Source organism: Amycolatopsis sp. lyj-109, from assembly GCF_046548995.1.
Classification (GTDB): domain Bacteria; phylum Actinomycetota; class Actinomycetes; order Mycobacteriales; family Pseudonocardiaceae; genus Amycolatopsis.
The window spans coordinates 369,709-390,739 of sequence record NZ_JAJPWR010000003.1 but is presented as its reverse complement, the minus strand read 5'-3'; the positions used below and the strand labels follow the sequence as shown (position 1 = coordinate 390,739).

Annotated in this window: 24 protein-coding genes; 10 read left to right on the top strand and 14 right to left on the bottom strand. The window is 71.2% G+C overall.

Going from position 1 to position 21,031, the window contains the following annotated elements:
• Positions 1 to 105: 105 nt before the first annotated feature.
• A complete protein-coding gene (locus tag ACLJQF_RS09270) occupies positions 106 to 1,302 on the bottom strand; it encodes an acyl-CoA dehydrogenase family protein (protein ID WP_410607807.1) in 1,197 nt (398 codons plus the stop codon).
• Between the two features lie 141 nt (positions 1,303 to 1,443).
• Between ACLJQF_RS09270 and ACLJQF_RS09265 the strand changes: the two genes are divergently transcribed.
• Together ACLJQF_RS09265 and ACLJQF_RS09260 are read left to right on the top strand one after the other, a co-directional pair.
• On the top strand, positions 1,444 to 1,842 hold the full coding sequence (locus ACLJQF_RS09265) for a DUF4190 domain-containing protein (protein ID WP_410607806.1): 399 nt from the start codon (positions 1,444 to 1,446) through the stop codon (positions 1,840 to 1,842).
• 46 nt (positions 1,843 to 1,888) lie between these two features.
• Complete coding sequence (locus ACLJQF_RS09260; protein ID WP_410607805.1) at positions 1,889 to 2,539, top strand: DUF4190 domain-containing protein; 651 nt, start codon at positions 1,889 to 1,891, stop codon at positions 2,537 to 2,539.
• A 117-nt stretch (positions 2,540 to 2,656) separates the two neighbouring features.
• Here the strand turns inward: ACLJQF_RS09260 and ACLJQF_RS09255 are convergent, their stop codons facing one another.
• Positions 2,657 to 3,547 (bottom strand): SPFH domain-containing protein, encoded by an 891-nt coding sequence (locus ACLJQF_RS09255; RefSeq protein ID WP_410607804.1) that lies wholly within the window; start codon positions 3,545 to 3,547, stop codon positions 2,657 to 2,659.
• 93 nt (positions 3,548 to 3,640) lie between these two features.
• Here ACLJQF_RS09255 and ACLJQF_RS09250 point away from each other — a divergent pair, with 93 nt between their 5' ends.
• Genes ACLJQF_RS09250 through ACLJQF_RS09235 form a run of 4 tightly spaced genes read left to right on the top strand, consistent with a single transcriptional unit; the run spans position 3,641 to position 7,489 of the window.
• Positions 3,641 to 4,552, top strand: coding sequence for an aminoglycoside phosphotransferase family protein (locus tag ACLJQF_RS09250; RefSeq protein WP_410607803.1), 912 nt, complete (start codon positions 3,641 to 3,643; stop codon positions 4,550 to 4,552).
• A gap of 10 nt (positions 4,553 to 4,562) precedes the next feature.
• Positions 4,563 to 5,840 (top strand): magnesium transporter MgtE N-terminal domain-containing protein, encoded by a 1,278-nt coding sequence (locus ACLJQF_RS09245; RefSeq protein ID WP_410607802.1) that lies wholly within the window; start codon positions 4,563 to 4,565, stop codon positions 5,838 to 5,840.
• Positions 5,833 to 6,333 carry a DUF1003 domain-containing protein gene (locus tag ACLJQF_RS09240; protein WP_410607801.1) on the top strand — a complete coding sequence of 167 codons (501 nt, stop codon included), beginning with the start codon at positions 5,833 to 5,835 and terminating at the stop codon, positions 6,331 to 6,333. Before ACLJQF_RS09245 ends, ACLJQF_RS09240 begins: the two co-directional genes overlap by 8 nt.
• A 10-nt stretch (positions 6,334 to 6,343) precedes the next feature.
• Positions 6,344 to 7,489, top strand: a complete 1,146-nt coding sequence (locus ACLJQF_RS09235; protein ID WP_410607800.1) for an Mrp/NBP35 family ATP-binding protein — start codon at positions 6,344 to 6,346, stop codon at positions 7,487 to 7,489.
• A 106-nt stretch (positions 7,490 to 7,595) separates the two neighbouring features.
• Here ACLJQF_RS09235 and tatB read toward each other — a convergent pair whose 3' ends face one another.
• The 4 genes from tatB to sigE all read right to left on the bottom strand — a co-directional run bounded on the left by tatB (position 7,596) and on the right by sigE (position 11,556).
• On the bottom strand, positions 7,596 to 8,018 hold the full coding sequence (gene tatB, locus ACLJQF_RS09230; protein WP_410607799.1) for a Sec-independent protein translocase protein TatB: 423 nt from the start codon (positions 8,016 to 8,018) through the stop codon (positions 7,596 to 7,598).
• A 77-nt stretch (positions 8,019 to 8,095) separates the two neighbouring features.
• Positions 8,096 to 9,613: a S1C family serine protease gene (locus ACLJQF_RS09225; RefSeq protein ID WP_410607798.1), complete on the bottom strand. Its 1,518-nt coding sequence runs from the start codon at positions 9,611 to 9,613 to the stop codon at positions 8,096 to 8,098.
• 684 nt (positions 9,614 to 10,297) lie between these two features.
• Positions 10,298 to 10,948, bottom strand: coding sequence for an anti-sigma factor family protein (locus tag ACLJQF_RS09220; protein ID WP_410607797.1), 651 nt, complete (start codon positions 10,946 to 10,948; stop codon positions 10,298 to 10,300).
• Positions 10,945 to 11,556 (bottom strand): RNA polymerase sigma factor SigE, encoded by a 612-nt coding sequence (gene sigE / locus ACLJQF_RS09215; protein WP_410607796.1) that lies wholly within the window; start codon positions 11,554 to 11,556, stop codon positions 10,945 to 10,947. Before sigE ends, ACLJQF_RS09220 begins: the two co-directional genes overlap by 4 nt.
• A 190-nt stretch (positions 11,557 to 11,746) precedes the next feature.
• On the opposite strand from sigE, the gene ACLJQF_RS09210 reads away from it, so the two are divergent.
• Complete coding sequence (locus ACLJQF_RS09210) at positions 11,747 to 12,391, top strand: O-methyltransferase (protein WP_410607795.1); 645 nt, start codon at positions 11,747 to 11,749, stop codon at positions 12,389 to 12,391.
• A gap of 73 nt (positions 12,392 to 12,464) precedes the next feature.
• Here the strand turns inward: ACLJQF_RS09210 and ACLJQF_RS09205 are convergent, their stop codons facing one another.
• Positions 12,465 to 13,700, bottom strand: a complete 1,236-nt coding sequence (locus tag ACLJQF_RS09205) for an MFS transporter (protein ID WP_410607794.1) — start codon at positions 13,698 to 13,700, stop codon at positions 12,465 to 12,467.
• Between the two features lie 35 nt (positions 13,701 to 13,735).
• Here ACLJQF_RS09205 and ACLJQF_RS09200 point away from each other — a divergent pair, with 35 nt between their 5' ends.
• Complete coding sequence (locus ACLJQF_RS09200; RefSeq protein ID WP_410607793.1) at positions 13,736 to 14,662, top strand: LysR family transcriptional regulator; 927 nt, start codon at positions 13,736 to 13,738, stop codon at positions 14,660 to 14,662.
• Positions 14,663 to 14,708: 46 nt separating this feature from the next.
• Here ACLJQF_RS09200 and ACLJQF_RS09195 read toward each other — a convergent pair whose 3' ends face one another.
• Complete coding sequence (locus tag ACLJQF_RS09195; RefSeq protein ID WP_410607792.1) at positions 14,709 to 16,160, bottom strand: leucyl aminopeptidase family protein; 1,452 nt, start codon at positions 16,158 to 16,160, stop codon at positions 14,709 to 14,711.
• Between the two features lie 90 nt (positions 16,161 to 16,250).
• A complete protein-coding gene (locus tag ACLJQF_RS09190) occupies positions 16,251 to 16,418 on the bottom strand; it encodes a DUF3117 domain-containing protein (protein ID WP_013222969.1) in 168 nt (55 codons plus the stop codon).
• Positions 16,419 to 16,616: 198 nt separating this feature from the next.
• On the opposite strand from ACLJQF_RS09190, the gene ACLJQF_RS09185 reads away from it, so the two are divergent.
• A complete protein-coding gene (locus tag ACLJQF_RS09185) occupies positions 16,617 to 17,411 on the top strand; it encodes an enoyl-CoA hydratase-related protein (protein ID WP_410607791.1) in 795 nt (264 codons plus the stop codon).
• A gap of 85 nt (positions 17,412 to 17,496) precedes the next feature.
• Here ACLJQF_RS09185 and ACLJQF_RS09180 read toward each other — a convergent pair whose 3' ends face one another.
• From ACLJQF_RS09180 to ACLJQF_RS09160, 5 genes are read right to left on the bottom strand one after another with little or no spacing between them, the layout of a single operon-like run.
• On the bottom strand, positions 17,497 to 18,060 hold the full coding sequence (locus ACLJQF_RS09180; protein WP_410607790.1) for a DNA-3-methyladenine glycosylase I: 564 nt from the start codon (positions 18,058 to 18,060) through the stop codon (positions 17,497 to 17,499).
• Positions 18,053 to 18,511: an SRPBCC family protein gene (locus tag ACLJQF_RS09175; protein WP_410607789.1), complete on the bottom strand. Its 459-nt coding sequence runs from the start codon at positions 18,509 to 18,511 to the stop codon at positions 18,053 to 18,055. The genes ACLJQF_RS09180 and ACLJQF_RS09175 overlap by 8 nt, the downstream gene beginning before the upstream one ends.
• Positions 18,508 to 18,831, bottom strand: coding sequence for a DivIVA domain-containing protein (locus tag ACLJQF_RS09170; protein WP_410607788.1), 324 nt, complete (start codon positions 18,829 to 18,831; stop codon positions 18,508 to 18,510). The genes ACLJQF_RS09175 and ACLJQF_RS09170 overlap by 4 nt, the downstream gene beginning before the upstream one ends.
• The gene (locus ACLJQF_RS09165) at positions 18,828 to 19,496 is read right to left on the bottom strand and encodes a permease prefix domain 1-containing protein (protein WP_410607787.1); all 669 of its coding nucleotides are present in this window, start codon (positions 19,494 to 19,496) and stop codon (positions 18,828 to 18,830) included. Before ACLJQF_RS09165 ends, ACLJQF_RS09170 begins: the two co-directional genes overlap by 4 nt.
• Complete coding sequence (locus tag ACLJQF_RS09160) at positions 19,493 to 19,810, bottom strand: helix-turn-helix transcriptional regulator (protein ID WP_410607786.1); 318 nt, start codon at positions 19,808 to 19,810, stop codon at positions 19,493 to 19,495. The genes ACLJQF_RS09165 and ACLJQF_RS09160 overlap by 4 nt, the downstream gene beginning before the upstream one ends.
• 60 nt (positions 19,811 to 19,870) lie before the next feature.
• On the opposite strand from ACLJQF_RS09160, the gene ACLJQF_RS09155 reads away from it, so the two are divergent.
• Positions 19,871 to 21,031: a cytochrome ubiquinol oxidase subunit I gene (locus tag ACLJQF_RS09155; RefSeq protein ID WP_410607785.1), complete on the top strand. Its 1,161-nt coding sequence runs from the start codon at positions 19,871 to 19,873 to the stop codon at positions 21,029 to 21,031.

The window sequence follows — 21,031 nt, the reverse complement described above, 5'->3', positions numbered from 1 at the left end:
GGCCCGACCGCTTTTGTCGCCGTATCGACATTCCATCGAACTTCGTGAAGGCCACCTTGAGGAACTTGAAGTTCCTCAAGGTGGCCTTCACGAAGTTGGGCCGGGTCAGGAGCGGGACTTGTACTCGCGCAGCAGGCCGCGGCTGATGATCGTCTTCTGGATCTCGCTGGTGCCCTCGCCGATCAGCAGGAACGGCGCCTCGCGCATCAGCCGCTCGATCTCGTACTCCTTGGAGTACCCGTAGCCGCCGTGGATGCGGAACGAATCCTGCGTGACCTCCGCGCAGTACTCGGACGCGATCAGCTTCGCCATCCCGGCCTCGACGTCGTTGCGTGCACCGGAGTCCTTGAGGCGGGCGGCGTTCACCATCATCAGGTGCGCCGCCTCGACCTTGGTCGCCATCTCGGCCAGCTTGAACGCGACGGCCTGGTGCTCGGCGATCGCCTTGCCGAACGTCTTGCGCTGCTGGGCGTACTCCACCGCGAGCTCGAACGCCCGGATCGCGATGCCGCAGGCGCGGGCCGCGACGTTCACGCGGCCGACCTCGACACCGTCCATCATGTACGCGAAGCCCTTGCCGGGCGCTTCGCCGAGGACCATGTCCGCGCCGATCCGGTAGCCGTCGAAGACCGCTTCGGTCGTGTCGACGCCCTTGTAGCCCATCTTGTCGATCTTGCCGGGGATGGTGAGCCCGGGCGCCACCTCGCCGAAGCCCTCCGGCTTCTCGACCAGGAACGTGGTCAGGTTCTGGTGGGGCTTCTCGGCCCCTTCGTCGGTCTTGACCAGCAGCGCGATCAGGTTGGACGACCCGCCGTTGGTCAGCCACATCTTCGAGCCGTCGATGACGTAGCCGTCATCGGTCTTCTTGGCCTTGGTCTTGATGGCGGCGACGTCGGAGCCGAGGTCGGGTTCCGACATCGAGAACGAGCCGCGGACGTCACCGGTGGCCATCCGCGGCAGGAAGTGCCGCTTCTGCGCCTCGGTGCCGTGGCGGGTGATCATGTGCGCCACGATGAAGTGGGTGTTGATCACACCGGACACGCTCATCCAGCCCCGCGCGATCTCCTCGACGACCAGCGCGTAGGTCAGCAGCGACTCGCCGAGCCCGCCGTACTCCTCCGGGATGGTGATCCCGAACAGGCCCATCTCCTTCATCCCGGCGACGATGTCGGCGGGGTAGGTGTCGGCGTGCTCGAGCTCCTGCGCGTGCGGGATGACCTCCTTGTCCACGAACTGGCGGACGGTCGCGAGGATCTCCGACTGCACGTCGGTCAGGCCGGCGGTCTGGGCGAGACGGGCCATCACGGCTCCCTTTCCGGAGTAGGACGCCGCTCCCGGCGCTGGGTTACCGGTGAGTATGACCCGAAAGCCCCAACCCTGCTATGAGGGCGCTCACGCTCAGCGGGTCCGGCCCCGTAAAGTGCCGCGAGGAGGGGAGAGATCATGACTTATCCGCAGGACCCGAACAACCCGTACGGTCAGCAGTACCCGCCCTCGGGCGGCTACCAGCAGCCCGGTTACGGCCAGCAGTACCCGAGCGGCGGCTACCCGCAGTACCCGCCGTCCCCCGGCTACCCCGGAATGCCGGGCCGGCCGCGGGAAGGCTCGGGGCTCGCGATCGGCGCGCTGATCTGCTCGATCCTCGGCCTCTTCCTCTGCTTCCTGGTGTCCGTCGCGGGCATCATCATGGGCCACATCGCCCACGGCAAGGCGAAGCGCGGCGAGGCGGACGGCCAGGGCGTCGCGCTGGCGGCGGTCATCGTGGGCTACGTGGGCATCGCGCTCAACATCGCGTTCGTCGTCATCGGCGCCGCCTTCGGCTTCTTCGGCTCCTGGCGCTGAGCGGCGCCCCCACGTTGGCTTCCCACCCGCACCGAGGGGACCCGTCATGACCGACCCGTCCGGCGACAAGGACCGCCCGGCCGCCGACCCGGCCACGGAGTACGACCCGCCGCCGCCCGCGGACCCGGCGCCGTACCAGCCGGAGAACTACGACCCGACGCCGCCCGACGCCACGATCGCCGCGGCGACACCGTCGGACGACACCCCGCCGACGGGGATCCCGGCTGCCGAGGACGTGACTGTCGCCGCGGAGCAGCCCGGCCCGCTGCCGCCCGGGGCGTACGAAACCCCGGCGGCGTACATCCCCGGCACGCCGTTCGTGGCCCCGGGACAGCCGGTCCCCCAGGCCTACCAGCAGCAGGCGTACCCGCCGGCCTACGGGCAGCCGTACGCGGCGCCGGCACCGTACGGACAGCCCGCGCCGTACGGGCAGCCCTACGCGGCGCCGCGCACGCAGGACAACGCGCTGGCGATCGGCGCCCTGGTGTGCTCGATCCTCGGCTTCTGCTCCGGCATCACCGCGCTCGCCGGGATCATCATGGGCCACATCGCGCTGAGCAAGACGAACCGCGGCGAAGGCGGCGGCCGGGGCATCGCGACGGGCGCGGTGATCGTCGGCTACGTCGTGGTCGCGCTGTGGGTCGGGTTCTTCACCACCCTGATCATCCTGGGCACGAACGGCTACCTGAGCAACTAGCGTCGCGCGTCCTGCCGCGGCTTGTCGTGAGTGGTATTTAGGGTTCTAGCCCTAAATACCACTCACGACCGCCAGCCACGGCAGACGGTGACTTTCCCCAGGTCACGCGCACCAGTGCTAGTCCGCCGCCGGCAGCACCGCGTCGCCGGGGCTGCGCGGCGACGGCGTCGCGTGGCCGTTCCCCTCCGGCTGCGCCTCCGCTGCCTCCACCGGCTTGGCCGGCTCGGGCTCGGCTTTCGGGGCCGGGGCGGCCGGCTTCGGCGTCTGCGCGTCGAGGAACCGCAGCAGCTCCACCGGGAACGGCAGCACCAGCGTCGAGTTCTTCTCCGACGACACCTGCACCACGGTCTCCAGCAGCCGCAGCTGCAACGCCGCCGGGGTGTCGGCCATCTGGGCGGCGGCCTGCGAGAGCTTGTACGACGCCTGCAGCTCGCCGTCGGCGGAGATGACGCGCGCGCGCCGTTCCCGCTCCGCCTCGGCCTGCCGCGACATCGAGCGCTTCATCGCCTCCGGCAGCGCGACGTCCTTGATCTCGACGCGGTCGATGTGGATGCCCCAGTCCAGTGCCGGGCTGTCGATCATCAGCTCCAGGCCCTCGTTGAGGCGCTCGCGATTGGACAGCAGGTCGTCGAGCTCGCTCTTGCCGATGATCGAGCGCAGCGACGTCTGCGCGACCTGGCCGACCGCCGACCGGTAGTCCTGCACGTTGACCGCCGCGACGACCGGGTCGATGACCTTGAAGTAGACGACGGCGTCGACGCGGACCGTGACGTTGTCGCGCGTGATGCCGTCCTGGGCGGGGATCGGCATGGTCACGATCTGCATGTTGACCTTCTGGAGCCGGTCCGCGAACGGCACCAGCACCTTGAGGCCGGGTTCCGCGACCCGCGACCGCACCCGGCCGAACCGGAAGACCAGACCGCGTTCGTACTGCTTCACCACGCGCACGCTCGACGCGAGCCAGGCCCCGCCCGCGAGGACGACGATGCCGAGAATCTCCACCACCATGGCTGCTCCCCGGGGTTGCGTTTCCCCTTGAAAGCCCAGCGTACGCCCGCTGCGCAGCCGACGAAACGCACTGGACGCGACTGACAGGCTGGGGTGGTGACCGACCTTCGCATCCCCCCTCTGTTCGCCGCCCGCGCGCCCCGGGTGCTGGGCGACGGCGCCGTACCGTGGCTCGCCGCCCTGCCGGAGCTCGCCGCCGAGTACGCCCGGAAGTGGGGCCTGACGTTCGAGGGCGAGGCGATGCACGGCTACGTCGGCGTGGTGCAGCCCGCGCGCCTGCCCGACGGCACGCCGGTGGTGCTGAAACTGGGCTGGCGCGACGAGGAGTCCGCCGACGAGCCGCTCGCACTGTCCACATGGGCCGGCCGGGGTGCGGTGCTGCTGCTGGAATCCGCGCCGGACGACGGCGTCCTGCTGCTCGAACGGCTCGACGCCGGCCGCACCCTCGACGACCTCCCGCTGCGCTCGGCGATCCCGCTCATCGGCGGTTTGGCGGAGCGCTTGGCCGTCCCCGCACCGGCGTCGATGCGGCGACGGCTGCGCGCCGAAGCCGGGTCGCTGACCGAGGAACTCCCCCGCCGCTGGGCCGAGCTCGGCGAGCCGTTCGAGAAGCGGCTGGTCGACGACGCCGTCGCGATCTGCCGCGAGCTCGGGCCGTCGGCGGGTGAACTGCTGGTGAACGAGGACCTGCACTTCGAGAACGTGCTGGCCGGCACCCGCGAGCCGTGGCTGGTGATCGACCCGAAGCCGCTCGCCGGTGACCTGGAGTGGGGCGTCATCCCGCTGTTCTGGAACCGCTTCACCGAGTCCACACTGGACGAACGGTTCGCGCTGATCGTCGCATCGCAGGAGCTGGACGCCGCGAAAGCGCGGGCCTGGACGCTGGTGCGGGCGGTGCAGAACTGGATCTGGATGGTCGAAGAGCAGCTCGACTCCGGCGAAGAAAGCGACGACCCGGCCTTCGTCACAGTGGCGGAAATCGCTCCCTGGGCAGCCAGCCGATAGTGTCAGCGGCATGGCCGGGGTCAACAGGGTTTTCGCAGCTCAGCTGTCCGGGTTGCCGGTATTCGGCCCCGACGGCGAGTCGATCGGCCGCGTCCGCGACCTGGTCGCCGGCCTGCGCCTGGACGCGCAGCCACCGCGGATCCTCGGCCTGGTCGTCGAACTGGCCACCCGGCGGCGGGTCTTCGTGCCGATGCTGCGCGTCACCTCGATCGAGCCGTCCGCGGTGACGCTCGCCACCGGCTCGGTCAACATGCGCCAGTTCAACCAGCGTCCCAACGAGGTCCTGGTGCTCGGCCAGCTGCTCGACGCGCACGCCACGCTGGCCGGGTCGGAGACGCGGATCACCGTCGTCGACGCCGGGATGGAACCGACCCGTACCCGCGACTGGGTGCTGGCCAAGCTGGCCATCCGCGAACGGCGGGTCGGGCTGGGCCGCCGTCGCGCGCCGATGCAGGTGCTGCCGTGGCCGGAGGTGGCCGGGCTCGGCCTGACCGACCTCACCGGCCAGCCGCAGGGCGCCGGGCAGCTGCTCATGCTGTTCGACACCATGCGCCCGGCCGACATCGCCGCGACCGTGCGGGACCTGCCGCTCAAGCGGCGGCACGAGGTCGCCGACGCGATGGACGACGAGCGCCTCGCCGACGTCATCGAGGAACTGCCGGACGACGACCAGAAGGAACTGCTGGCCTACCTGGCCGAGGAACGCGCGGCCGACGTCCTGGAGGCGATGAACCCCGACGACGCGGCCGACCTGCTGGCCGAGCTTGCCCCGGCCGACCAGAGCCGGCTGCTGGAGCTGATGGAGCCGGAGGAATCCGCGCCGGTCAGGCGGCTGCTGGAGTACTCGTCGGACACCGCGGGCGGCCTGATGACGCCGGAACCGGTGGTGCTGACCCCGGACACGACGATCGCCGAAGCCCTCGCCCACATCCGCAACGCCGACCTGCCGCCGGCGCTGGCCAGCATGGTGTTCGTCTGCCGGCCGCCCACCGCGACGCCGACCGGGCGCTACGTCGGCGTCGTCCACTTCCAGCGGCTGCTGCGGGAGCCGCCGGCGGAGCTGGTCGCCGGCGCCGTCGACACCGGGCTGCCGCCGCTGCAGCCGGGTGCCTCGCTCGCCGAGGTCACGCGGTACTTCGCGGCCTACAACCTGACCTGCGGGCCGGTCATCGACGCCGAGGACCACCTGATCGGCGCGGTGACCGTCGACGACGTCCTCGACCACCTGCTGCCGGAGGACTGGCGGGAGACCGGGCTGCACGACACCTTGGAGGAAGACCGTGCCTGAGCTGACTTCGGGACGGCGGCTCGACCAGCCCCGCGGCCAGACCCGGTTCAGGCTGAACATCGATCCGGACACCTTCGGCCGGCTGTCCGAGCGGCTGGCCCGGTTCCTCGGCACCGGGAAGTATCTGTTCTGGCAGACGATGCTCGTGGTCGTCTGGGTCGTGCTGAACATCACCGCGGTTTCGCTGCAGTGGGACCCGTACCCGTTCATCCTGCTCAACCTGGCGTTTTCGACGCAGGCGGCGTACGCGGCGCCGCTGATCCTGCTGGCCCAGAACCGCCAGGACGACCGCGACCGCGTCTCCCTGGAGGAGGACCGCAACCGGGCGACCCAGACGAAGGCGGACACGGAGTACCTGGCCAGGGAGCTGGCGGCGCTGCGCCTGGCGGTCGGCGAGGTGGCGACGCGCGACTACCTGCGCAGCGAGCTGGACCGGCTGCGGGAGGACCTGTCCATCCAGCCCAGGAAGTCCCGTACTCCTACCGGCTCGTAACATGGACGGGGTGACCAGCACCCAGCAGCTCCCCAGCGTCGACGACGTCCGCAGCGCGCTGAAGAGCGTGCAAGATCCCGAGATCCGGAAACCCATCACGGACCTGGGGATGGTCAAGGACGTCGTCGTCGGCGACGACGGCGTGGTCACGGTCGGGATCTACCTGACGGTGGCGGGCTGCCCGCTCAAGGCGACGCTGACCAACGACACGCAGGCCGCCGTCTCGAAGCTCCCGGGCGTTTCCGACGTCCGCGTCGAGCTGGACGTGATGAGCGACGAGCAGCGCACGGAGCTGCGCAAATCCCTGCGCGGCGACGCGGCGGAGCCGGTGATCCCGTTCGCGCAGCCGGGCTCGATGACCCGGGTGTACTGCGTGGCCTCGGGCAAGGGCGGCGTGGGCAAGTCTTCGGTGACGGTCAACCTGGCGGCGGCGATGGCGGCCCGCGGGCTGTCGGTCGGTGTGGTCGACGCGGACATCTACGGCCACTCGATCCCCCGCATGCTGGGCGCGCGCGAGAAGCCGACGAAGGTCGACACGATGATCATGCCGCCGCAGTCCCACGGCGTGAAGGTGATCTCGATCGGCATGTTCACCCCGGGCAACACCCCGGTGATCTGGCGCGGCCCGATGCTGCACCGAGCGCTGCAGCAGTTCCTGGCGGACGTGTTCTGGGGTGACCTGGACATCCTCCTGCTGGACTTGCCGCCGGGCACCGGCGACATCGCGATCTCGGTGGCCCAGCTGATCCCGAACGCGGAGATCCTGGTGGTGACCACGCCCCAGCAGGCGGCGGCCGAGGTGGCCGAGCGGGCCGGGGCGATCGCGCTGCAGACGCGTCAGCGGGTGGCCGGGGTCATCGAGAACATGTCGTGGCTGGAGCAGGCCGACGGCTCCCGGCTCGAGCTCTTCGGCGCCGGTGGCGGGCAGACGGTGGCGTCATCGCTGTCGAAGTCGATCGGGTCGGAGGTCCCGCTGCTCGGCCAGGTCCCGATGGACCCGCGAGTGGTCGCCCAGGGCGACGCGGGCACGCCGATCGTGTTGTCCGAGCCGGAGGCGCCGGCCTCGGTGGTGCTGAGCGACGTCGCGAAGAAGCTGTCGGTCCGGGCGCGGGGCCTGGCCGGGATGATGCTCAACGTGACCCCCGCGGGCCGCTGAGCCCCAAGCGCCCCAATGTGGCCTTCGGTGCGTCAGACGCAACCAAGGCGGCCTTCGGTGCGTCAGACGCAACCAAGGCCGCCTTGGGGCGCTTGAACGGTGGGGCCTAGGTCGCGTCCGGGTCGATCGGCGGGCGCTCGCCCGGCTTGAGCGGCTCCGGCGCGGACTGGGTCTGGCCGGCCAGGTAGCTGCTGGAACCGTTGGTCCCGTTCGCCGGGGTGCTGCTGCCGTTCGTGATGCTCTTGAAGCCGAGCGGGTCGGCGTCGCCGTCGAACAGGTGCTGCGTCACGACCCGCTTCGGGTCGAAGTTGCGCAGCCCGCGGAGGTCCTCCAGCGGCTTGCGCAGCTGGTCGAACTCCGGGCCCATCTCTTCGCGAAGCTGCTCTTTCGCGCCGGTCGCGAAGTCGCGGACCTTGCGCACGCTCTTCGCGAGCCAGGACGCCGCCTCCGGCAGCCGTTCCGGGCCGAGGATGAACAGACCGGCGATGATGAGGACGAGGATCTCTCCCCATCCGACACTCTCGAACACCCGTCTACCTCCACTCGGAACCTACCCGCCCAGGGTACCCGCCACCCGCCGCGCTCCGGCAGGCCGAACACGGGAACTCAGTCGGAAGCCAGGGTTACGTCGACGACGAAACTGGCGCCGTCGCGGGCCAGCGACACCGGGACCACCTCGCCGACGTCGTGCGCGCGGACCGCGACCGTCAATTCCGCGGAGTCGCGGACGAGCCGGTTGCCGATCTTCGTGATGACGTCGCCTTCCTTGATACCCGCGTTCGCGGCCGGGCCGCCGGGTGCGACGTTCTTCACCTGGGCGCCCATCGTGGACGAGCCGGCGACCGTCGACGACGCGTTGATGCCGATGTCGGCGTGCTGGACCTTGCCGTCCTTGATCAGCGCCTTCGCGATCTTGATCGCGTAGTCGCTCGGGATGGCGAAGCCGATGCCGATGCTGCCGCCGTCCGCGCCGGCCGAGCGGATCGACGAGTTGATACCGACCAGGGCGCCGGTGGAGTCGACGAGCGCGCCGCCCGAGTTGCCGTGGTTGATCGCGGCGTCGGTCTGGATGGCCTCGTAGGTGACCGGCGGGGCACCGTTGTCGCCGCCCGCGGTGATCGGCCGGTTCAGCGCGCTGACGATGCCGGCGGTCACCGAGTTCTGCAGCGCCAGCGGCGAGCCGATCGCCATCACGGTGTCGCCGACCTGCAGGTCCGCGGACTTGCCGATCTGCAGCACGGTCGGGTTGGTGACGTTGACCTTCACCACGGCGAGGTCGGTCTTCTGGTCGGCGCCGACGAGCTTGGCTTCGGTGCGGGTGCCGTCGATGAAGACCGCCGTGACCTTGACGCCCGGGTCGGCGGCGGCGGAGGCGATGACGTGTTCGTTGGTGAGGATGTAGCCCTGCGGGTCGATCATGACGCCGGAGCCCTGCTCGCCGGATTCGGCGCCGGGCTTGAACACCTCGAGCGAGACGACGGCGGGCGCGACGCGCTTGGCGATTTCGGCGACGGACCCGGCGGGGCGTTCCTTGCCGGCCTCGGCTTCGGAGATGGTGGCCGAGCCGGTGAGCTCGGTGCCGGTGTCGGCGGCCCACCACCCGACGACGCCCCCGGCGGCGCCGATGAGCAGCGCGACGACACCGAGCAGGACGAGCGCCTTCGGGTGCACCCGCCGTCCGAAGAGCACCTCGGGCAGGCTGAGCAGCGCACCGGGCGGCCGGTTGGCGGGCTTTTCCTCGTCTTCGGCGGGCATGGCGGGCCCGGCGAGCACCGCGGCGGCCCCGGGATCACGCCAGGGATCGCGGATGCCGGTCCACAGGGGCGGTTCCGCGTCGGGCGCGTCCCCGGTGGCTTCCCGCGGCCGTTCGAGCAGCACCCCTTCGGCCCCGGGCGGCCGCCGGAAGGCCTCGGCGAGCGACTCGGGCGCGGGCGGGGCGAGGTTGACGCCGTTGGCCTTCTGCGGGGAGTAGAGCTTGTCGAACGCACCATCGACGCCCTGCGGCCTGCCGAACACGGCGGCCTGCGCCGGATCGACGGCCGGCCGCGCGAGCGGCCGCGGGCCCAGCCGGTCGGCTTCACGCGCGCCGGGCTGCTCGGGATTCACGTTCGGCTCGGTCATCATTCCCCGGTGCAGAAGATCAGGTGGCTGGGCGTGACGATACCCAAGCCCAATGCTCCGAGTCTGCCGGTCCACGGGTGAAGTGGCTGTTTCTTGAGCCACCTGTCCACCGGGCGACGGCGATGTGGACAAAACGGCCCGGCGGGGCTGTGAACGGCGGTTTTGGTCGGTCCGCGCCGATACGCTGGACCCGGGGGGCGCCCCCGCGGGGAGGCAGCGCCGGCAAGTCGCTTCTCGTGGGCTGGGCTGGGGCTGGGGCTAGGTCGGCAGGCCGTGGCTGCCCCGGCTTGGCCGCTGGAAGGTTCCGGAGTGCAGTTCTCGACGCGCTCGGCCACCCGCGGAGGGCCGCCTGGCAACCGGCGTTGCCGGAACCCTGCCCCGCGAGGGTGGAGGCTGCGGCAGAGCCGGGGTTGGGCAGCTCTGGCCGGGGTTGGGCAGCTCCGGCCGGGGTCACGAAGGTCGGGACCCACCGTGCTGCAGCGTCTTGAATGACTCATTCAGGACCTCCGACGCCAGGAATGAGTCATTCAAGACACCGGCGAGAGCCCCCAACGCCCTCAGCCCCTCACAACGAAGCTCACCGAAGCCGCGACCCGGCGTGGCCTGGCCTGGCCTGGCGTGGCCCGGCCGTGCCCGGACACACCGAAGGCCGCCGCGAATGGGTTCGCAGCGGCCTTCAAAGTTCACTCAGCGGATGCCCGCCGGAGCTGCCGCCGGGGTCGTGCTCGCCGGCGTCGAAACCGGGGCCGGTTGCTGCGGGACCGCCATCTGGGCCGGGAGCAGGTTCGCCGGCTGCGGCGCCACGCCGCCCGTCTCCGGGGATCCGTCACCGTCCGCCGAGGTCCCCACCAGGGCCAGCGCGCTCAGCACCAGGCCCGAGACCACCACGCCCGCCCCCTGCGCCGCGCGGCGCTTGAAGCGGCCGCCGCCGAGGACATTCGGCGACTGGCCCAGCGGGGCCGATGATCCCAACGGCGCCACACCACCCAGGACGCCCGCGTCGCGCAAGCCGGCGACCCGGTCGGGGCGCTGGACCGCGACCAGCTGGCCGTCCGCCGTGATCGCGAGGTTGTCCGGGCTGCTCGGCAGCTCCGTGTGCTGCGGGATCGACTGGAGGCTCGCCAGGAACCCGGCCGACATCGACGGCGCACCCGCGCGGCGGATCGCCTCGACCGTCTGACGCTGCGCGCGCACCTCGGCCGCGCACGCCGGGCAGCGGGTGATGTGCGACCCCGCGCGGTCGCGTGCGCCGTGGGAGAGCTCGCCGTCGACGAACGCCACCACGACGTCCGGCAGCAGGTGCGACTCGGGGAGTGCCCAGCCTCGCGGTGCGGTCATACCGTCACCTTCGCAGACTGCGGTGCGTAAGCGCGACGACGCTCCAGCGACGCACGCAGCGCCTGACGCCCACGGTGGATCCGGCTGCGGACGGTGCCCAGCTTCACATTCAGCGTCGCGCCGATCTCCTCGTACGACAGCCCTTCGACGTCACACAGCACGACGGCGGCGCGGAACTCCGGGGGCAGGTCGTCGAGCGCCGCCTGCAGGTCCGGGTCCAGGTGGGTGTCCGAGTAGACCTGCTCGGGGCTCGGGTCGTCGCCCACGATGCGGTCGGTGTCCTCGGGCAGGCCTTCCATCCGGACGCGCGAGCGCCGGCGGGCCATGTCGAGGAACAGGTTGGTGGTGATCCGGTGCAGCCAGCCCTCGAACGTACCGGGCTTGTAGGACGCCAGCGAGCGGAAGACCCGGATGAAGGTCTCCTGCGTGAGGTCCTCGGCGTCGTGGGTGTTACCGGTCAGGCGGTAGGCGAGCCGGTAGACCCGGTCGCCGTGTTCGCGCACGACCTCGTCCCAGGACGGCGGCGTCCAAGCGGCCTCGTCCAGGGTCACGGGCTGGGCCCCGGTGTCGGCAACGGCGTTCTGCATCGCGGGAGCAGGCACCTCCATCAGCGTTTCTCCTGTCTGCTCCACCCAACGCGGGCCCTCGGCACGGTGTTCCCGTGTGTTCGGATTTCAGTCTCTCCGGGTTCCTTATGGTTCTAGTGAGACTGGACTGAGAGCAGGCTGAGAACTTCTTCCGGGGTGCTTACCAGGGAGCCTGCGCGGATTTATCGACAACCAACGCTAACCTCCGTGCGTGAACACGCCCACCCCTGCGGCCGCACCGGCCGATACCGGGTTCGTCGACGGGTACCTGCCCGACGACGAGGTGCTGTCTTCGGCGCGGGCACGGGCCGAAGACCTGGGCTGCACCCCGCTCAGCGCGGGTGCGGGAGCGACGCTGCGCTTCCTGGCCGCGACGCTGTGCGCGAAGGCCGTCGTCGAGGTGGGCACGGGCGCGGGGGTGAGCGGGCTCAGCCTGCTGCGCGGCATGGCCCCCGACGGCGTGCTGACGTCGATCGACGTCGAGCCGGAGTACCAGCGGGCCGCGCGCGCGACGTTCCGCGAGGCCGGCTTCGCGCCGGGCCGCACCCGGCTGATCATCGGCCGTGCGCTGGACGTCCTGCAGCGGCTCACGCCGGGTGGGTACGACCTGGTGTTCGTCGATTCCGCGCACATCGAGTACCCCGGCTGCTACGAGCTGGGTGTCTCGCTGCTGCGGCGCGGCGGGATCATCGCGTTCCACAACGTGCTGGCCGGCGGCCGGGTGATCGACCCGGCCCACCGGGATCCGGAGACGCTGGCCCTGCGTGAGGTGGCCCGGGCGTTCCGGGAGGACGAGCGCCTGGTCCCGGCCCTGCTCCCGGTGGGCGGCGGACTGCTGGTCGGCGCCGCTACCTGAGGTCTGTCCACAGGCTCGGTCCCCGGCGTCTTGAATGACTCATTCAGGACACCGGAAGCCCTGAATGAGTCATTCAAGACGTTTCGACGCGCTGCCGCACCCGCCCGCGCGGCTGGTCAGGCGACTTTGCCGAGGCTCCGCCGGGGCGGATGGGGGCATTTCCGGTCCCGGCCACCACCGCAGCCACCGCCAGCAGCAGCCACACCGCCACCACGGCGATCAGCCACGACCAGCCCGCGTGCCCGTACACCCAGGCCCCGGCCGCGCCGCCGACGCTGCTGCCCAGGTAGTAGGTCGCCGTGTACATCCCGCCCACCTGGCCGCGGGCGGTCTCCGGCGCGTCGGCCGCCGCCCAGCCGTTCGCGACCGCGTGCGCCGCGAAGAAAGCGCAGGTCAGAACCAGGAATCCGGCGATCACCAGCGGCAACGAGTCGGGCAGCGTCAGCGCCGCGCCCACCGCTGTCAGCAGCAGCGCACCGATCAGCGCCCGGCGGCGGCCCACCCGCGCCACCAGCCTCCCCGCCGCCGCCGAGGACACCGAGCCCGTCGCGTAAGCCAGGAAGACCAGCGAGGCGATCGCCGGCGAGAGCCCCAACGGGTCGCCGGTCAGCCGGAAGCCGGCCGCGTTGTAGAGGGCGACGAACGAGCCCATCGCGAGCAGCGCCACAGCGTACTGGGCCAGCAGGACCGGCTTGCTCAACGCCGTGACCAGCCCGGGTGCGACGTCCCGCAGCCGCGCGTTGCCCGGCGGCCGGGTGCCCGGCGGCAGCGTCACCACGGTGACGGCCGAGCACACCGCTCCTACGCAGGCCACCACCAGCAGGGCGCCGCGCCAGCCGAGGGGGCCCGCGGTGAAGCCGCTGGCCAGCCTGCCGAGCATGCCGCCGACCGTGTTGCCGGCGATCATCGCGCCGACCGCCGCCGCGACGCCGGCCCGGCCCAGGCGTTCGGCCAGGTACGCGGCCGCCACCCCGGGGAACCCGGCGATCGCGACGCCCTGCAGCGCGCGCAGGACGAGCAGCGCCGGGTACGTCGGCATCAGCGGCAGCAGCAGGCCGAACCCGACCGAGGCGATGACCGAGGTCAGGATCACCGGACGGCGGCCGACCACTTCGGACAGCGCCGCGATCGGCAGGACCGCGATGGCGAGCGCGCCGGTCGCCACGCTGACCGCGAGCGCCGCGCCGCCGGGGTCGAGGTGGTACTGCGCCGCCAGCTGCGGCAGGACCGGCTGCGGCGCGTAGAGCAGGGCGAACGAGGAGATCCCGGCCGCGGCTACGGCGATCTTGACTCGGCGGGTGGAGGTCACGTCCTGAAAGTAAGCAGGACTAACCAATACGTCCAATGCAGTCAGATGGCAGAATTGATGCGGTGACGTATGACTCGCTGTCCGCGCAGGTCGCGCCGCACCTGCCGTTGCTCGCCGCCCTCCGGGAGACGAGGAACGTCACACGCGCGGCCGAACTGCTGGGCGTCCCGCAGCCGACCGTGAGCCGGCGGCTCGCGGCGCTGTCGGACGCGCTGGGTGCGCCGCTGACGGTCCCGGACGGCCGCGGCATCCGGCTGACGCGCGCGGCGGAGCTGCTGGCCGAGGCGGCCGAGCGCGGGCTGGCGGCGCTCGACACCGGGGTCCGGCTGGCGCGCGAGGAGGTGTCGCCGGAGTCGGGACACGTCGTGCTGGGGTTCCTGCACCTGCTCGGGCGGTCGCTGGTGCCTTCGCTGCTGGGCGGGTACCGGGCGCGCTACCCGGGGGTGCGGTTCACGCTGGTCCAGGGCTCGCGGCAGGACATGGTCGACCGGCTGGCCGGCGGGGAGCTGGACCTGGCGCTGGTGGCGCCGCTGCCCGACGTTCCGGCGCTGGCCTGCGCCGGCCTGGTGGACGAAGAGATCCTGCTGTCGGTGCCGGCGGGCCACCGGCTGGCGGGGCGCCGCGAAGTGCGGGTGGCGGAACTGGCGGACGAGGAGTTCGTGCTGCTCGAGCCGGGGTACGGCGTCCGGACGCTGACGGACGAGCTCTGCGCGGCGGCGGGCTTCACGCCGCGGATCGCGTTCGAGGGCCAGGAGTCGGACACCGTGCGCGGCCTGGTGGCGGCGGGGCTGGGGGTGGCGCTGCTGCCACGGTTCGGGCCCGGCACGCCGGCGGGGGTGGCGGAGGTGCCGCTGTCACCCCCGCCGCACCGGACGATCGGGCTGGTGTGGCGAGCGGACGAGCCGATGACCCCGGCGGTGACGGGGTTCCGCGAGCACGTCCTCGCCACCGCGCAGTCCTGAAGGGCCCTCATGGACATAGCAGCCATGAGGGTGCCCTTCATGACTGTCAAGCCAGCGAAGCCGCCAGCTCCACCAGCGTCCGCGCCGCGAACCCGGTCGCTCCCGGCACGACTTCCTCGTAGTTCTTCTCCGACCGCGCCGGCCCCGCGATGTCCAGGTGCACCCACGGCAGGCCGGACGTGAACTCCCGCAGGAACAACGCCGCCGTGATGCCGCCCGGGCCACCGGGCGTCTGCCGCACGTCGCCGAACTCGCCGCGGACGTTCTCCGCGTAGTCCTCCACCAGCGGCATCCGCCACCACGCCTCGCCCACCCTGGCCCCCGCCGCGGCGACCGCGGCGGCCAGCGAGTCGTCCGATGCGAACAGCCCGCCGGTGCGCAGGCCCAGCGAGACCTTCATCGCGCCCGTCAGCGTCGCCGCGTCGACCACGTAGTCCGGCGTGAAGCGGCGGATTCCGTAGACCAGCGCGTCCGCCAGGACCATCCGGCCCTCCGCGTCCGTGTTCCCGACCTCGGTCGTCTTGCCGCCGTAGTGGCGGACGATGTCGCCCGGCCGGTACGACGAGCCCGACACGTGGTTCTCCGCACACGGGACCAGCGCCGTCACCCGGACCGGCAGCCCCAGGGCCGCGATGGCGCGGATCGCCGCGATCACCGCCGCGCCGCCCGCCATGTCGGTGCGCATCAGGTGCATGCCGTCGGCCGGCTTGATCGACAGGCCGCCCGTGTCGAACGTGATGCCCTTGCCCACCAGCAGCAGGTGCTTCGCCGCGCCCGACGGCTTGTACGCCATCTCGATCAGGCGCGGTGGCCGCGCGGAACCGCCGCCGACGGCCACGACGCCGCCGAAGCCCTCTGCCGCCAGCCACTTCTCGTCCCGCACCGTCACCTCGACGCGCGGGCCGGCCACGCGAGCCGCCGTGTCGGCCAGCCAGGCCGGGGTCTTCACATTGGACGGGGTGTTCGCGAGGTCGCGCGTCAGCGCCGTCGCCGCGGCCAGCACCGAAGCCCGCTCGACCAGCGAAGGCAGCGCGGGGTCGGCCGCCACCAGCCGCACCGTCCGCACCGCCGGCTTCGGGTCCTCGCCGGACACTTTGTACCGGTAGCCGCCCAGCAGGAGGCCCAGCGCGAGCTCGGTGACGTGCTCGCCGGACGCCTCCTCGGGCAGCTCGAGCTGCACCGCGCGGAACGCCTTGCCGCCGCTGTCGACGTCGTCTGCCAGCCCGGCGTTCACCGCTCGGACCAGGGCCGCGCCGGTCTTGCGGTAGTCCTTCGGCTCACCGCCGCCGAGTCCGGCGATCCACCGCGGCCCGTCGCCGGGCACCGTCTGCACGTCGCCCGCTTTGCCGGTGATCCGGACGCCCTCGATCTCCAACGGCTCGACGTCATCGTTGTCGGGCGCGGCCACCAGCCGGGCCGTCGGGACGCCGCGGCGGAGCTCGCCCGCGACCTCGATGTCGAGCAGAGTAGCCGGAACGGGCGGTAGCGGATTACGCACAGTGAGCAACCTTCGGGCGCAGAGGAACCGCGACCCCGGCCTCCGAAGGGAGACCGGGGTGCGACGGAAGGACGGTTGGAGAGAGTCGGCTCAGCCGGTGACCTCCGCCAGTGCGGCGCCGAGGTCCTTCGCTTCTTCCGCGGAAAGTTCGACGACGAGTCGCCCACCACCCTCGAGCGGTACGCGCATCACGAGGCCCCGCCCCTCCTTAGTCACTTCGAGGGGACCATCTCCGGTCCGGGGCTTCATGGCCGCCATAGCGTGCTCCCTCCGTCTCAACCGGCGCGCCCGGGTCGCGCTCGCGTGAAAGCCAGCCGGGTCTGGTGTCCATTGTCCCTCATCAGCGGCCGGGCGCATCAGCGGACCGATCTTTTGCCGCCGTATCGGTGCTGGTATGCGGCCCGCGCGAGGTGAAAGACTCTCGGCCGACCGAAGTTTTCCGCGCAAGGAGAAGACGTGACCACATCCGACGTCCTGTTGACCGCCGACGCCGACGGGGTGCGCACCCTCACCCTCAACCGGCCGCAGGCGTACAACTCGCTGACCGTCGAGCTGAAGGAAGCACTGCTCGCGGCGCTGCGCGAGGCGGCGGACGACAAGGGAGTCCGCGCGGTCGTCCTGACCGGTTCGGGCAAGGCGTTCTGCGCCGGGCAGGACCTGAAGGAACACGTGGGGTTGCTGCAAGCGGGTGACCCCGCCCCGCTACACACCGTGAAGGAGCACTACAACCCGATCGTCAAGACGATCGTGGCGATGGAGAAGCCGGTGATCGCGGCGGTCAACGGCACCGCCGCCGGCGCCGGGGCCGCCTTCGCCTACGCCAGCGACCTGCGGATCGCCGCCGAGTCGTCGTCGTTCCTGATGGCCTTCGCCAACGTCGGGCTGGGCCCGGACTCGGGCGCGTCCTGGACGCTGCAGCGGCTGGTCGGCTACGGCCGCGCCGCCGAGCTGATGCTGCTGGCCCGGACCGTCGACGCGGCCGAGGCGCTGCGGCTCGGCCTGGTCGGCGAGGTCGTCCCGGACACCGAACTCGCCGCCCGCGCCCAGAAGGTGGCGGCGAAGCTCGCGGCCGGCCCGACCGTCGCCTACGCGAAGATCAAGGGCGTGCTCAACCTGGCCGCGCAGTCGACGTTCGACGAGGCCCTCGACGCCGAGGACGCGGCCCAGACCGAGCTCGGCGCGACCGCCGACCACACCGAGGCCGTCGAGGCCTTCGTCGGCAAGCGCAAGCCCACCTTCCAGGGCAAGTAAGCAGTCTGCCGCAGCTGGTCGTGAGTGGTAATTAGGGTTCTAACCCTAATTACCACTCACGACAGCCGCGGCAGACTCGGGACCGTCAGGCCGCGCGGAAGCAGCCGGTGATGTGGTCGTCGACCATGCCGGTGGCCTGCATCAGCGCGTAGCAGGTGGTCGGGCCGAGGAAGACGAAGCCGCGCTTCTTCAGCTCCTTCGCCATCGCCTTGGACTCGTCGGTGATGGCCGGGACGTCGGCCATCGACGCGGGACGCCGGTGCGACGCAGGCGCGAACGACCACAGCAGGTCGTCCAACGGGGTGTCCAAAGCCGCAATCGCCTGCGCGTTCTTGATCGCGGCCAGGATCTTCGCCCGGTTCCGCACGATCGAGGCGTCCTGCATCAGCCGCTCGACGTCGGCGTCGCCGAACTTCGCCACCTTCGCCGGTTTGAACTGCTTGAACGCCTTCCGGAAGCCCTCGCGCTTGCGCAGGATCGTGATCCACGACAGGCCCGACTGGAACGACTCGAGACACAGCCGCTCGTACAGCTCGTCCTGCCCGTGGAGCGGCACGCCCCACTCTTCGTCATGGTACGAAGCGTAATCCGGGGTCGAATTGCCCCAGCTGCACCGCGTGACGCCGTCGGCGCCCAGAAGCTCACTCATCCCCACCCACCGAATAGTTCTCCGCGAACCGCGCGAACCGCCGCAGCGACTGACGCACCCCGAGCGCGAACGCCGGCCGCACGACCGGCCAGCCGAGCCGGCCCAGCGGCCCGAACGGCAGCCGCAGGTGCTCGGCCCAGACGAACGTCGAGAGCGACGCGCCCTTCGGGACCACCTGGAACACGCCGGTGCCCTGCACGACGCTGCCGAGGTGCCGGACTCCGCACCGCACGGGCGGTTCCCAGCTGGTGATCTCCATGGTGTCGGTGAAGCCGAGGCCGGCCACGCCGGTGAACGCCGAAAGCCGCGAGCCGACGCTGCGGCCGTTGCCCTCGACCACCTCGACCTCCGTGCCGAGCATCCACTCGCCCTGGCGCGCCCAGTCCGTCAGCGCGAGCCAGGTCGTCCCCGCCGGGGCGCGGACGTCGACCGAGAGGACCAGGTCCGTCACGGAGCGGCCTCGGGCGAGCTCTCCCGCTCGCGTTCGCGCTGCTCCAGCTCGGCGACGCGTTCGCGCAGTTCGTCGAGCTCGACGCCCAGCCGCCGCATCACCCAGTCCACTTCGGACATCTTGTAGCCGCGCAGCACCAGCTGGAACCGGACCTCGGTCAGGTCCTCACCGGTGATGTCCTCGGCGGGCAGCCGCGTGGGCGAGCTGCCCGGCGGCAGCGGGGCGAGCTCCTCACCCCGGCCGAACACCACCGCGGCGAGCAGGAACACCACGGCCGCCACCAGCAGCATGACTACGAGGTAGATCAGCGCGGTCGTCACGCGACGATCGTGGCATACCCACCCCAGGAACGTCTCGCGAGCACGACCAGCCGGACCGAAAGCGCCACCCAGGCGAGCATCAGGAGCACGCACGGGACGCTGAGGAACAGCCGCGAGACGTCGACGACGCCGGTCGCCGCGATCAGCATGCCCATCGAGGCGAGGTTGACGCCGACCGCGAGCGCGATCAGGACCCCGCAGAACCGGGCGAGCCTGGTGCCGTCGAGGCGGCGGCTCAGCCAGCGGATGCCGAGCAGGGCGAGCACCCCGATCACCGGCACGACGAACACCGCGCCGTGCGAGGCGTGCGCGACGACCTTGTACCACTCCGGTGTCGGCGTCGAGAGCTTCGTCCAGTCGCCGAAGGTGAGGATCCGCGCGTAGTCCCAGAGGATCTGCATCGCCGGGACGCCGATGACGAGCTTCCACAGCGTGCGGACGCCGCTGAGCATGCCCAGCTCGGCCTGGTAGTCGCGGGCGACGACCGCCGCCGGGCCGAAGTCGGCGACGGCGCGGCGCTCGGCTTCCTCGCCGGTCCGCCCGCCGGCGCGGTAGGCGTCGGCGGCGTCGTGCAGGCCGTCGCGGGCTTCCCCGAGCAGGTCGGCCTTGAACCGGCCGCAGCCGTGCAGCCGCCGGTCGAGATCGGCCAGGTATTCGTCGATCATGCTTCCAGCACTCCCCCGATGACCGCGGTGAACTCCCGCCACTCCACGCGTTCGGCGGCCAGCGCCTGCTCGCCGGAGCGGGTCAGCCGGTAGGTGCGGCGCTTGCGGCCGGACACGACGTCCCATTCGCTGGCCAGCCAGCCGGCCCGCTCGAGCCGGCGCAGGGCCGGGTAGACGGTGCCGGTCGGCAGGTCGAGCGCGCCGTCGCTGCGCAGCTGGAGCGCCTCGATGATCGCGTAGCCGTGGAGTTTCCGGCCGTCGAGCACGGCCAGCAGCAACGCGTCGAGGTGTCCGCGCAGGGTGTCCGCCTTCATGAGTACGCAGTCTACACGTCGGCTCGCTACATGTAGGCAGGCTATGTGTAGTCTGTCTACATGAACGCTCTTCCGATCGCGAGACTCCAGTTCGCGACGACGACTTCGTTCCATTTCCTGTTCGTGCTGCTCACCCTGGGGTTGGTCACGCTGGTGGCCGTGATGCAGACGCGCTGGACGCTCGGCGGCAAGCCCGAACTGCTGCGGATGACGCGGTTCTGGGGCCGCCTCTACGTGATCAACTATGCGCTCGGGATCGTCACCGGGATCGTGCTGGAGTTCCAGTTCGGGCTGACCTGGACCGGGCTCTCCGCCTTCGCCGGCGACGTCTTCGGCGCACCGCTGGCCATCGAGACGCTCGTCGCGTTCTTCCTCGAGTCGACGTTCCTCGGCCTGTGGATCTTCGGCTTCGACCGGCTGCCGAAGTGGCTGCACCTGACGCTGATCTGGCTGGTCACGCTGACCGCGTACACGTCGGCGCTGTTCATCATGCTGGCCAACTCGTTCCTGCAGAACCCGGTCGGCAGCCACGTCGAGAACGGCACGCTGCGCCTCGACGACTTCGGCGCGCTGTTCACCAACCCGGCACTGGTCGCGTCGCTGCCGCACGTCGTGAGCGCCGCGATCGTGACCGGCGGTTTCTTCGTGGTCGGCGTCAGCGCGTGGCACTTCCTCAAGCGCACCACCGAGGTCGAATTCTTCCGCCGCTCGATGCGCCTCGGCGTGGTTGCGGCGCTCGTCGGCTCGATCTTCGTGGTCAATCAGGGCTTCGCGCAGTTCGGCGAGCTCGCGAAGTACCAGCCGGACAAGCTCGAGGACGGTGGTGTCGGGTGGCCGCTCGGCCTGATGATCCTGCTGGGGTTCACCATGCTCCTCTGCGCACTGCTGGGCACGGTCCTGCTGTTCCGGAACTGGCTCACCAAGGCACGGTTCCTGCACTACCTGATGGTCGCGGCGATCCCGCTGCCGTTCGCCGCGGCGATCCTGGGCTGGCTGGTGCGCGAAATCGGCCGTCAGCCGTGGCTGATCTGGGGGAAGCTGCGCACCGCCGACGCGCTCGCGGACGTCCCGGCCGGCCAGATCCTGTTCTCCTTCATCGCGTTCACACTGCTGTTCGCCGCGCTCGCGGTGGCCGACTGGGTGCTCATGGCGCGGGTCGCCAAGCGCGGCCCGGACCCGGTCGAAGCGCCCGCCGAACTGCCCGTCCTGAACGGAGTCTGA